Source organism: Sphingopyxis sp. L1A2A, assembly GCF_005502465.1.
In the GTDB taxonomy this organism is placed as follows: Bacteria; Pseudomonadota; Alphaproteobacteria; order Sphingomonadales; family Sphingomonadaceae; genus Sphingopyxis.
This window is the reverse complement of record NZ_SCOT01000029.1, coordinates 26,611-38,344: the sequence shown is the minus strand read 5'-3', so window position 1 is coordinate 38,344 and position 11,734 is coordinate 26,611. Positions and strand designations below refer to the sequence as shown.

Here is an 11,734-nt window from a genome sequence, read left to right as displayed (position 1 = left end):
CCGGCGATCCTCGGGCCGATCGAGATCCGCTATCGCGGCAAGCCGGTGGCGAACCCGATCGCGCTGCTCGACGCCTGTTGCAGCGGCGGCGAAGCGACCGCGCTATCCTTTGCGCGGAGCGAACCGCTGCCTAGCGCGCGCTGGCAATCTTTCCAACGACCTATGTGACAATGTTCCGCGGCAATTTCCGGCTTTCGCGGCGCGGTGGATCGGATCATAAGCAGGGTCATGTTGACCGGCCTGATCCTTTCGCTCGCCCTGACTGTTCAGACCGCCCCCGCGGTCGTCACCCCCGTGCCGCGACCGGACACGACCGTCCGGCCGATGCTGTCGCCGCCGCCCCCGCCGCCGCCCCTGCCGGTGCCCTTGCCGGTGCCGGTCGTGGCGCCCGACACGCGCCCCTATGTCGCGCTGGTCACCGACCTCGGCACGATCGTGGTGCGGATCGAGAACAAGCGGGCGCCGGTGACCAGCGCCAATTTCCTGCGCTATGTCGATACGAAGCGGATGGACGGGTTTCAATTTTACCGTTCGACCAAAAGCTGGGGGCCGGCAAACCAGCTGGTTCAGGCGGGCAATCGCGGCGATGCGCGCAAGAATTTCCCGCCGATCGCGCACGAGCCGACCAAGACCAGCGGCCTGACCAGTTGCAAGGGCGCGCTGTCGATGGCGCGGTTGAACCCCGGCGATGCGACGACCGATTTTTTCCTGCTGTTGTCCGACATCAAGGGGTTCGACAGCGACGCGCCGGGCAGCGATGGGGTGGGCTTTGCGGTGTTCGGTGAAATTGTCACCGGTGCCGACATCGCCGAGCGGATTTTCAACGCCCCGATCTCGCCGACCGCGGGCGAAGGCGTCATGGTGGGCCAGATGCTGGCACCGCCGGTGACGATCAAGACCGCGCGCCGCGTGCCGGCGCCCGCGGGGGCGCCGAAAGGGTGCGTGGTGAAGGCGCCGTAAAACTGCGCCGGACCACCCATCATTTATTTTGCGTTCATCCGCGCTGTGGCTATACCGCGCGCATGACTCACAACAGCCCTTCGCGCGCGTCCGTGCGCCTGCTCGCCGCCGCTCTGATGATCACGCCCCTGCTGGCGGCTTGCGCCGGAAGCGGGGTCAAGAAGGACACGCGCTATGTAGCGCGCGACGTCAACACGCTGTATCGCGCGGCGCAGGACCGGCTCGACCGCGGCCAGTACGGCATCGCGGCGGCGCTGTTCGACGAGGTTGAGCGCCAGCATCCCTATTCGCCCTGGGCGCGCCGCGCGCAGCTGATGAGCTCGTTCAGCTATTATATGGACCGCGAATATACCCCCGCGATCGAAGCGGCGCAGCGGTTCCTGGCGATCCATCCGGGCAACAAGGACGCGCCCTATGCCTATTATCTGATCGGGCTCAGCTATTATGAGCAGATCAGTGACGTCACCCGCGACCAGAAGATCACTCAACAGGCGTCGAACGCGCTGGGCGAGGTGATCCGCCGCTATCCCGACAGCCGCTATGCCGCCGACGCGCGGCTCAAGATCGATCTGGTGCAGGACCATCTGGCGGGCAAAGAGATGGAAATCGGTCGTTTCTATCAGCGCAGCTCGAACTGGCTGGCGGCGTCGATCCGGTTCCGCGAAGTCGTCGACAAATATCAGACCACCAGCCACGCCCCCGAGGCGCTGTACCGCCTGACCGAATCCTATCTTGCGCTGGGTGTCCCGGCCGAGGCGAAAAAGTCGGCCGCGGTGCTGGGCGCCAACTATCCGGGCAATGAATGGTACGAGCGCGCATACAAGCTGATGCAGAAGAACGCACCCAGCGCTTAGCACAGTGACAAGATGATTTGCGCGCAGAGGCGCAGAGAACGCAGAGAATAGCGAATTTGAATGGACCTGTCCGGTTGTTGGCGGCTCTGCCGCCCTTCTTGGTCTCTGCGCACTCTGCGCACTCTGCGCCTCTGCGCGCATTATTCCTGTCGCGCGGGGAAAAGTATCGGCCCCTTCGGCGGGCAAACTCCCGAATAGATTCGCATTTTGTTCTGCGTTAAGAGCGGGCCATGCTGACGGCGCTTTCCATCGCCAATATCGTTCTGATCGAACGGCTCGACCTCGATTTCGCGGCCGGGCTGGGCGTGCTGACGGGCGAGACCGGGGCGGGCAAGTCGATCCTGCTCGACGCGCTGGGCCTCGCGCTCGGCGCGCGCGCCGACAGCGCGCTGGTGCGGCAGGGGAGCGGGCAGGCGCAGGTGACCGCGAGTTTTGTCGCGCCGGTGGCGGGAACGGCGCTCGCGACGCTGCTCGCCGATAATGAGATTGGACTGGAGCCGGGCGAGCCGCTGCTGGTGCGCCGCACGCTCAAGGTCGATGGCGGCAGCCGCGCGTATCTGAATGACCAGCCCTGTTCGGCGGCGCTGCTGCGCGAAGTGGGCGGGCATCTGGTCGAAATTCACGGCCAGCACGACGATCGCGGGCTGCTCGCGCCTGCGGGACACCGCGCGCTGCTCGACGCCTTTGCGCGCGCCGACACCGGCGCGGTGGCGGCGGCGCACGGGGCGTGGCGCGCCGCCGAGGCGCGGTTGGCGGCGGCGCGCAGCGCGCTCGACGAAGCGACGCGCGACCGCGAATGGCTGGAACATTGCGTCGCCGAATTGCAGGCGCTGGCGCCGCAGCCGGGCGAGGACGCCGAGCTGAGCGCGGCGCGCGCGGCGATGCAGAAGGGCGAAAAGATCGCCGGCGACCTGGGCGCGATCCTGGAAGCGTTTGAGGGCAGCGACAGCGGTCCGGCGCTGCTGCGCGGCGCGGCGCGGCGGCTCGACCGGCTGGCAGGCGATCACCCGCTGCTCGCCGAGGCGCTCGCCGGGCTCGACCGCGCGATCATCGAGGCCGACGAGGCCGAAACGCGGCTGCGCGAAGCGGGGCGGGCGATGGAATATGATCCCGAGCGGCTCGATGCGACTGAGACACGCCTGTTCGAACTGCGCGCGATGGCGCGCAAGCACAATGTCCAGCCCGACGAACTGACCGAGCTAACCGGCACGCTGGCGGCGCGGCTCGATGCGATCGAGGGCGGCAGCGCCGGGCTGGCGAAGCTGGAGGCCGCAGTCGCCGAAACCGCCGCCGCTTACACCCATGCCGCGAGCGCGCTGTCGGACCTGCGCACCAAGGCAGCGGCGCGGCTCGATGCCGCGGTCGCGGGCGAACTGGTGCCGCTGAAGCTCGACGCAGCGCGGTTCCAGACGCTGGTCGAGCGGCTGCCCGCCGAGCGCTGGGGGCCGGAGGGCATCGACCGGGTCGAATATCTGATCGCGACCAACCCCGGGGCGCCGTTTGCACCACTGGCCAAGATCGCGTCGGGGGGCGAGCTGTCGCGCTTCATCCTCGCGCTGAAGGTTGCGCTGGCCGAAGAGGGCGGGGCGGACACGATCATCTTTGACGAAATCGACCGCGGCGTCGGCGGCGCGGTGGCCAGTGCGATCGGCGAGCGGCTCGCGCGGCTGGCGGGCGTCGGCAAGCAATTGCTCGCGGTAACGCACAGCCCGCAGGTCGCAGCGAAGGGCGCGGCGCATTTTGTCATCGCCAAGTCGAGCGAGGGTGTCGTCACCCGCACCAGCGTCCACGCGCTCGACGAAGCGGGCCGCCGCGAGGAAATCGCGCGGATGCTGTCGGGCGCCGAGGTGACCGCCGAAGCGCGCGCGCAGGCGGAGCGGCTGCTCGAGGTGGCCGGGTGACGGCGGGGCACCCGCTCGACCGGCCGGTGTGGAATATGCTGACCGGACGGCAGGCGCATCTGGCCGAGGGGGACGCGCGGGCGCTGCGGATCGACCGCGGCTATGGCGTGTTCGGGGTGGCGGCCGACACCGGCGCCGCGGCGCAGGCGGCGCTCGCGGCGCTGATCCCTGCCGGCGAGGAGCTGTGGATCGTCGAGGGCGAGCGTTGGCCGCTGCCCGCCAGGACGCGCGAAGTGAAGCGCGCGGTGTTGACGCAGATGGTTGCCGATGGCGCGCCGCCAGCAGCGCGCGACGGCGAGCCTGCGATCATCGCGCTTGGCGAGGCCGATGCGGCCGCGATGGCCGCGCTTGCCGACCACGCCAAGCCCGGACCGTGGGGGCCGAAAACGCATCGATACGGGCCATTCTTCGGGATTCGTGATGATGACGGTCGCCTGCTGGCGATGGCGGGGCAACGCATCCTGCTGCCCGGCATGGCCGAGGTCAGCGGGGTATCGACCTGGGCCGATTGCCGCGGGCGTGGTTATGCGCGAACGCTGATCGGCCATGTCATGCGCGACATGGTGGCGCGCGGGGAACAGCCGTTCCTGCACAGCTATGCCGACAATGCGGGGGCGATCGCGCTGTACGAATCGCTGGGGTTCCGTATTCGCCGCGAGGTGCATGTACTCGTGATTGCGGAAAATGGGGTGAGCGCGGAGTTTGGGCAGGCAGAAATTGCGCCTGATCGAGAATATCAATGACTCGCGAATTATTCACCAACCCAGATGACGACGCTGACACGATGCAGCAAAATACACTCAGATTTTATGCTTTGGTGGGCATTTGCGTTTCGGACTATCAAGCAATTGAGGATCGGCTCGAGAGCCTTTTCAAAGCTGCCCTCCAGATCGACGAGTGTGCTGCGCATGACATCTTTATTGTCGCCAAAAGCTTGGAAGATAAGTTCAAGCTGATCACCGCTGCTCTGAAAACTCGAAACGAGAATCTCCGCGGATTGTGGGATGACCTTCAGAAGCGAATTAAGGCTTCAGCAGATAAGAGAAATCAGATTGCTCATGCATCCAGTGTGTTTGTAGGGCGGGGTGCCGTGATCGACGCAAGGGATGAAGGTGCGGCCAAGGTCATTGGGTACGCCAAGCCTCATTCCGAGATGAAGTTGGAAAAGAAGACCAAATCAGGCGTCGTTCGTTGGGACGCAAGCATGTTGGCAACTGAGCGTGCGAGTTTGGAGGAGTTATCGCGACACCTAACCGTCATCTTTCGCATTCTGGTCGACGGCAGTCTCGATCCTAGGTTCGTCGACTGGTGGAAACATCCGCTCATAGAGGGCGCGATGAAATGACAGACTTCTCCGAAGCCGACGCCGCCAATGAATTGATGCGGCTGGCGAAGGCGATCGCGCATCACAACCGGCTGTATCATGCCGACGACAGCCCCGAGATCAGCGACGCCGATTATGACGCGCTGGTGCGCCGCAACAACGCACTGGAGGAGGCGTTTCCGCAGCTGATCCGCGCCGACAGTCCGAACAAGTTGGTCGGCGCCGCGGTCGAGGCGTCGCCGCTGGCCAAGGTGACCCATGTCCAGCGGATGATGAGCCTCGACAATGCGTTTGCCGATGACGATGTCGTCGAGTTTGCCGCGCGGGTGCGGCGGTTCCTGAACCTGCCCGAGGACGCTGCGGTTGTGCTGACCGCCGAGGACAAGATCGACGGGCTGTCCTGTTCGCTGCGCTATGAGCGCGGGGTGCTGGTGCAGGCGGCGACGCGCGGCGATGGGAGCGTCGGCGAGGATGTGACGCCGAATGTGCGGACGATCGCGGACATTCCGCAGCAACTCGTCGCCCCAGCGGAAGCTGGGGCCGCTATCGTCGGTTCTCTCACGCCAGCGGTCCCAGCTTTCGCCGGGACGACGACGATCCCCGACGTCTTCGAAATCCGCGGCGAAATCTATATGGCGAAGGCCGATTTTGCTGCGCTGAATGCTGCGCAGCAAAAAGCCGAAGCGAAGCTGTTTGCCAACCCGCGCAACGCCGCCGCCGGATCGCTGCGGCAGAAGGATGCGAGCGTCACCGCAGCGCGGCCGCTGCGCTTTCTGGCGCATGGCTGGGGCGAGGTCAGCGACCTGCCCGCGGCGAGCCAATATGACATGATGCGGTTGATCGAAAGCTGGGGCGTGCCGGTGTCGCCGCTGCTCGGCCGTTTCGACAGCGTGGCCGATGTGCTGGCGCATTACCGCGCGATCGAGGCGCGGCGCGCCGAGCTGCCCTATGACATCGACGGCGTCGTTTATAAGGTCGACCGGCTCGACTGGCAGGCGCGGCTGGGCTTTGTGGCGAAGGCGCCGCGCTGGGCGATCGCGCATAAATTCCCCGCCGAACGCGCGCAGACGACGTTGGAGGCCATCGACATCCAGGTCGGGCGCACGGGCAAGCTGACCCCCGTCGGGCGACTGACCCCGGTGACCGTCGGCGGGGTGGTGGTGTCGAACGTCACGCTGCACAACCGCGACGAGATCGGACGATTGGGGGTGCGCCCCGGCGACCGCGTTGTTGTCCAGCGCGCGGGCGATGTGATCCCGCAGGTGGTGGAAAATCTGACCCGCGATGAGGATCGCGCGGCTTATGCTTTCCCCGACCATTGCCCGGTGTGCGGCAGCGAGGCCGTCGCGGAAGAGGGCGAGGTCGATGTCCGCTGCACCGGCGGGCTGATCTGCGCGGCGCAGAAGTTCGAGCGGCTGCGCCATTTCGTCAGCCGCGGCGCGCTCGACATCGAGGGGCTGGGCGAAAAGAGCATCGCCGAATTTCTCGAACTCGGCTGGCTTGGTAAAGGTCCGGCCGATATTTTCCGGCTGCATCGACATCGCGATGAACTGCTAACGCGCGAGGGCTGGAAGGAAAAGTCGGTCGACAATCTGTTCGCGGCGATCGAGGCGAAGCGGCAGCCCGATGCGGCGCGGCTGCTGTTCGGGCTGGGCATTCGTCATATCGGCGCGGTGACCGCGCGCGATCTGCTGAAAGGTGTCGGCGACATCGCGTTGCTGCCCGGCAAGGCGGCCGAGATCAACGCTTATGTTGCGGCGCATCCGCGCGGTGAGGGCGAGTCCGACGGCAAATATGCGGCGCGCAAGATGGAGGCGATCAAGGCGATCCTCGACGTCCGCGCCGACGGTATCGGTCCCGCGGTCGCCGAAGCACTGAGCGATTTTTTCCACGAACCGCACAATCGCGACCTGTGGGACGATTTGCTGTCCGAAGTGTCGCCGACGCCGTTTGTCGTCGAAACGCGCGCCAGCGAAGTGTCGGGGATGACGGTGGTGTTCACCGGCAAGCTGGAGACGATGAGCCGCGACGAAGCCAAGGCGCAAGCCGAAGCGTTGGGCGCCAAGGCGGCGGGATCGGTGAGCGCGAAGACCGACCTGGTCGTTGCGGGGCCGGGCGCGGGGTCGAAGCTGAAGCAGGCGGCGGCGCTGGGGATACGGGTGATCGACGAGGCCGAATGGGCGGCGATTGTGGCGGCGGCGGGGTGACTGGGTGCTAGATTGAACCATAGCCGTGAGCCTGTCGAAGGGCGCCTATCCGGACAGGCGCCCTTCGACAGGCTCAGGGCTATGGTAAGGGAATTGTCGACGTGCGCGCTATCACAGACGGGGCTGTGACACGTTCGCTACTATATGCAACCCTCGTCACCCCGGACTTGATCCGGGGTCTATGACGCCGGGGGCTGCGATGGATGCCGGACCACGTCCGGCATGACGAATGAGGGGTTGGGGGACCAAATGGCCAAACGTGATTATCTGAATCACCTGATGCGCGATTTGGAATCGCATACCGAGGTGCGGCGGTTCGGCAGCGGGTGGTTGTCGGGGTTCTTCGCCTTGCTGTTCGCGATCGTCGGATTCGGGATGGTGATCGCGCTGCGCTTTCCGGACTGGTTCGCGACCCCCGAACTGGAAATCGTCAAGGAATGGGGCGGGTTTCGCGGGGTGGTGCATCTGGTGCTGCTGGCGAGTTATGGGCTGGCATTGCTCAGCCTGTTGCTGCGCCCGCGCAAGGTGCTGGGCGCCACCGCGCTGATCATCGCGCTGGCGGCGACGCTGATCGGCGGCGCCAACGTCCAGCCCGCCGAGACGCAAAGCTGGGGGATTTTCTTCGGGCTCGACTTTTTTGTCGTCAACCTGCTGATCACCGGCTTCATGTTCGCGCCGCTCGAACGGCTGTTCCCGCATCGCCGCGCGCAGCGATTGTTCCGCACCGAATGGCGCGAGGATCTGTTTTATTACCTCGTCAGCACGATGTTTGTGCAGATCCTCGGCTTTCTGGCGCTCGCGCCGTCGACGATCATCAACGACAATACGTCGAGCTGGCAGGCGTTTCGCGCCGGGGTCGCGGCGCTGCCGTGGGTGGTCCAGTTCGCCATCGTCCTCTTCGCGTCGGACCTGGCGCAATATTGGTATCACCGGCTGTTCCACAAGGTGCCGTTCCTGTGGGGGTTCCACGCGATCCACCACAGCGCGAAATCGATGGACTGGCTGGCGGGGTCGCGGATGCATTTTGTCGAGATCATCCTGCTCCGTTCGATCACCTCACTGCCGCTGTTCACTTTGGGGTTCAGCCCGTCGGTGATGCAGGCCTATATCGGCTTCGTCTATGTCTGGTCGTCGCTGCTCCACGCCAATGTCGGGGGCAATTTCAACCGGCTGGGCCACTGGATCGCGACCCCGCGCTTTCACCATTGGCACCATGGGCTGGAGCGCGAGGCGTTCGACGTCAATTTCGCGATCCACTTCCCGTGGCTCGACAAGATTTTCGGGACATTTCATCTGCCCAAGGATCGCTGGCCGGAGAATTACGGCATCCCCGAGGATGTGCCGAAAAACTATTGGGGGCAGTTCCTCTATCCCTGGACACGCAAGGGCAAGAGCGAGGAGACGCCGGCGGAATAGCCGCGGGCCGAATAGGTCGGTCGGCGCATTTTGGTTGAAAAGCGGCGGGGCGGCTTTTCCCGCCGCGCCGCTCGGCCTATAGCCGGGGCGATGATCCAATATTGGCGCTTGTTTCTTTGCCTGACGGCCTTGCTGCTCACTCCCGCCGCGCTGGCGGCCGAGCGCGGCCCGGTGGTGCTGGCGGCGGCGAGTCTGCAGGAATCGCTGACCGAAGCGGCCGGCGTCTGGGCCGCGAAGGGCCATGCCCGGCCGGTGCTGTCATTCGCCGCGTCGTCGGCGCTGGCGCGGCAGATCCTTGCGGGCGCGCCCGCCGACCTGTTCCTGTCGGCGGATGAGGACTGGATGGATGCGGTCGCCAAGGCAGGATTGCTGCGGCCGGGGAGCCGTCTGGCGCTGCTCGGCAACCGGCTGGTGCTGATCGCGCCGGTGTCGAGCAAGGTGCGGCTGACCCCGGCGCGTGGTTTTCCGATCGCCCGCGCCCTTGGCGCCGGCCGCCTTGCGCTCGCCGATCCCGCGGCGGTGCCCGCGGGCAAATATGCCAAGGCGGCGCTGACCGGACTGGGCGTGTGGCGCAGCGTTGCCGCGAAAATCGCCCCGGCGGAAAATGTCCGTGCCGCATTAGCGCTGGTCGAACGCGGCGCGGCGCCGCTCGGCATCGTCTATGCGACCGACGCGCGGGCATCGAAAGCGGTGCGGATCGTCGCGTTTCTGCCCGCGGCCAGCCACCCGCCGATCCGCTATCCAGTCGCGGTGCTAAAGGCGTCGCGACATCAGGATGCGGCCGCATTCCAAGCCTTTCTGCGGTCGAAGCAGGGCCGCGCGATCTTTGCCCGCCACGGCTTTTCGGCGCCCTGATGCTGTCGGCGGAAGAGTGGGAGATCGTTGCGCTGTCGTTGAAGGTCGGCGGCGCCGCGGTGCTGATCACGCTGCCGATCGCTTTTGCGCTGGCGTGGCTGCTCGCGCGCCATCGCTTTCCGGGGCGGATTGTCGTTGATGCGCTGGTGCATTTGCCGCTGGTGCTGCCGCCGGTGGTCACCGGCTGGCTGCTGCTCATCGCGTTCGGCCCGTTCGGCCCGGTCGGGCGCTGGCTGGAAAGCTGGTTCGGGGTCAGCCTGATGTTCCGCTGGACCGGCGCTGCGCTGGCGGCGGCGATCATGGCCCTGCCGCTGATGGTCCGCGCGATGCGGCTGTCGATCGAGGGCATCGACCGGCGGCTGGAAGGGGCGGCGCGGACGCTGGGCGCGAGCCCCTGGTACAGCTTTTGGACGATCAGCCTGCCGCTGGCGCTGCCCGGCGTTCTCGCGGCGCTGGTGCTCGGCTTTGCGCGGTCGATCGGTGAGTTTGGCGCGACGATCACCTTTGTCTCGAATATCCCCGGCGAAACCCGCACCCTGCCCCTCGCCATCTATTCGGCGCTGCAGGTGCCCGGCGGCGAGGCGATGGTGACACGGCTGGCGCTGCTGTCGGTGGCGCTGTCGCTGGGCGCGCTGATCCTGTCCGAATGGCTGGTGCGGCGGACCCATGGCGAACGGGCGCGCCATGGCGATTGATATCGATGTCGCCAAGCGGCTGGGCGACCGGACGATCGCGGCACAATTTACCGCCGGGCCGGGGCTGACCGCGCTGTTCGGGCCGTCGGGGGTCGGCAAGACGAGCATCCTCAATATGGTCGCCGGGCTGCTGCGCCCCGACCGCGGGCATATCCGGATCGGCGCGCAGACGCTGTTCGGTGACGGCGTCGACCTGCCGCCCGAGGCGCGGCGGATCGGCTATGTCTTTCAGGACGGGCGACTGTTCCCGCATCGCCGGGTGCGCGCCAATCTGCTGTACGGCCATGGTCTGGCCGATCCCGCGGCGCGCTGGATGAGCCTGGACGAGGCGGTCGATTTCCTCGGCATCGGCGGGCTGCTCGGGCGCTGGCCGCACAGCCTGTCGGGGGGCGAGGCGCAGCGCGTCGCGATCGGCCGCGCCCTGCTGCGCGGTCCCGACTGCCTGTTGCTCGACGAGCCGCTGTCGTCGCTCGACGCGGCGCGGCGCGGCGATATCATGGCGGTGATCGAACGGATTCGCGACGAATTGAAACTGCCGATCCTGTATGTCAGTCATGACCGCGCCGAGGTCGAGCGGCTGGCGACGTCGGTGGTGGAGATTGGCGAATAAAGTTTCACTTGAAACCATTTTGATGATAGAAGCGATCTGATGGAAAGCCAGTTTACCCACGTCCACGATACGCCGCCGCCGGGCGCCGCGGCCGATTGGACCTGTCCGCAAAATTGGGATGCCTTCACCGCCGACGAACATGCGATGTGGGACCGGCTGTTCGCGCGCCAGTCGGATATGCTGCCGGGCCGCGCCGCCGATGCCTTTCTGCGCGGGATCGATGTGCTGCGGCTCGAAAAGCCGGGGATTCCCGATTATCGCGAGCTTAATGCGCGGTTGATGGCGGCGACCGGGTGGCAGGTCGTTGCGGTGCCGGGGCTGGTGCCCGACGCGGTGTTTTTCGACCATCTGGCGAACCGGCGTTTCCCGGCGGGCAATTTCATCCGCACCCCGCAGCAGCTGGACTATCTGCAGGAACCCGACGTGTTTCACGATGTATTCGGCCATGTCCCGATGCTCGCCGACCCGGTGTTTGCCGATTATATGGTCGCCTATGGCGAGGGGGGGCTGCGCAGCCTGAAGTTCGATGCGCTGAAGCAGTTGGCGCGGCTATATTGGTATACGGTCGAATTCGGGCTGATCCGCGAGGCAGGCGGCCTGCGCATCTATGGTGCCGGGATCGTGTCCTCCTATGCCGAAAGCCTGTTCGCGCTCGATTCGGACAGCCCCAACCGCATCGGTTTCGACCTCGCGCGCGTCATGCGGACCGATTACCGGATCGACGATTTCCAGCAGAATTATTTCGTCATCGACAGTCTGGACCAGTTGCTGGCGACGACGGTGAACACCGATTTTGCGCCGCTTTATGCGGCCAATGCGGCGCTGCCGCCGATTGCGATTGCCGATATCCTGCCCGGGGATGCGGTGGTGACGCGCGGCACCCAGGATTATGCGCTCGCCAAAAACGGCTGA

At 66.0% G+C, this 11,734-nt stretch carries 11 protein-coding genes; all 11 read left to right on the top strand.

All coding sequences use genetic code 11. The features are described 5' to 3' along the window. Positions 1-228 precede the first annotated feature (228 nt). The 11 genes from FFS68_RS14090 (at position 229) to phhA (ending at position 11,734) form a co-directional block, all read left to right on the top strand. Positions 229-960 carry a peptidylprolyl isomerase gene (locus FFS68_RS14090; RefSeq protein WP_137753831.1) on the top strand — a complete coding sequence of 244 codons (732 nt, stop codon included), beginning with the start codon at positions 229-231 and terminating at the stop codon, positions 958-960. Between the two features lie 62 nt (positions 961-1,022). Further along, on the top strand, positions 1,023-1,814 hold the full coding sequence (locus FFS68_RS14085; RefSeq protein WP_137753830.1) for an outer membrane protein assembly factor BamD: 792 nt from the start codon (positions 1,023-1,025) through the stop codon (positions 1,812-1,814). 230 nt (positions 1,815-2,044) lie between these two features. Then, a complete protein-coding gene (recN, locus tag FFS68_RS14080) occupies positions 2,045-3,715 on the top strand; it encodes a DNA repair protein RecN (protein WP_137753829.1) in 1,671 nt (556 codons plus the stop codon). After that, positions 3,712-4,458 (top strand): GNAT family N-acetyltransferase, encoded by a 747-nt coding sequence (locus FFS68_RS14075; protein ID WP_249340163.1) that lies wholly within the window; start codon positions 3,712-3,714, stop codon positions 4,456-4,458. The genes recN and FFS68_RS14075 overlap by 4 nt, the downstream gene beginning before the upstream one ends. Continuing rightward, positions 4,455-5,060: a hypothetical protein gene (locus tag FFS68_RS14070; RefSeq protein WP_137753828.1), complete on the top strand. Its 606-nt coding sequence runs from the start codon at positions 4,455-4,457 to the stop codon at positions 5,058-5,060. The genes FFS68_RS14075 and FFS68_RS14070 overlap by 4 nt, the downstream gene beginning before the upstream one ends. Next, complete coding sequence (gene ligA / locus FFS68_RS14065) at positions 5,057-7,246, top strand: NAD-dependent DNA ligase LigA (protein ID WP_137753827.1); 2,190 nt, start codon at positions 5,057-5,059, stop codon at positions 7,244-7,246. Before FFS68_RS14070 ends, ligA begins: the two co-directional genes overlap by 4 nt. Before the next feature lie 249 nt (positions 7,247-7,495). Further along, positions 7,496-8,662 (top strand): sterol desaturase family protein, encoded by a 1,167-nt coding sequence (locus FFS68_RS14060; RefSeq protein WP_137753826.1) that lies wholly within the window; start codon positions 7,496-7,498, stop codon positions 8,660-8,662. Between the two features lie 90 nt (positions 8,663-8,752). Beyond that, entirely contained in the window at positions 8,753-9,517 is a 765-nt protein-coding gene (modA, locus tag FFS68_RS14055; protein ID WP_137753825.1) for a molybdate ABC transporter substrate-binding protein, read from the top strand. Then, positions 9,517-10,212 (top strand): molybdate ABC transporter permease subunit, encoded by a 696-nt coding sequence (gene modB, locus FFS68_RS14050; RefSeq protein WP_171003886.1) that lies wholly within the window; start codon positions 9,517-9,519, stop codon positions 10,210-10,212. Before modA ends, modB begins: the two co-directional genes overlap by 1 nt. Further along, a complete protein-coding gene (locus FFS68_RS14045) occupies positions 10,202-10,822 on the top strand; it encodes an ATP-binding cassette domain-containing protein (RefSeq protein ID WP_137753824.1) in 621 nt (206 codons plus the stop codon). Before modB ends, FFS68_RS14045 begins: the two co-directional genes overlap by 11 nt. A 39-nt stretch (positions 10,823-10,861) precedes the next feature. Beyond that, positions 10,862-11,734: a phenylalanine 4-monooxygenase gene (gene phhA / locus FFS68_RS14040; protein WP_137753823.1), complete on the top strand. Its 873-nt coding sequence runs from the start codon at positions 10,862-10,864 to the stop codon at positions 11,732-11,734.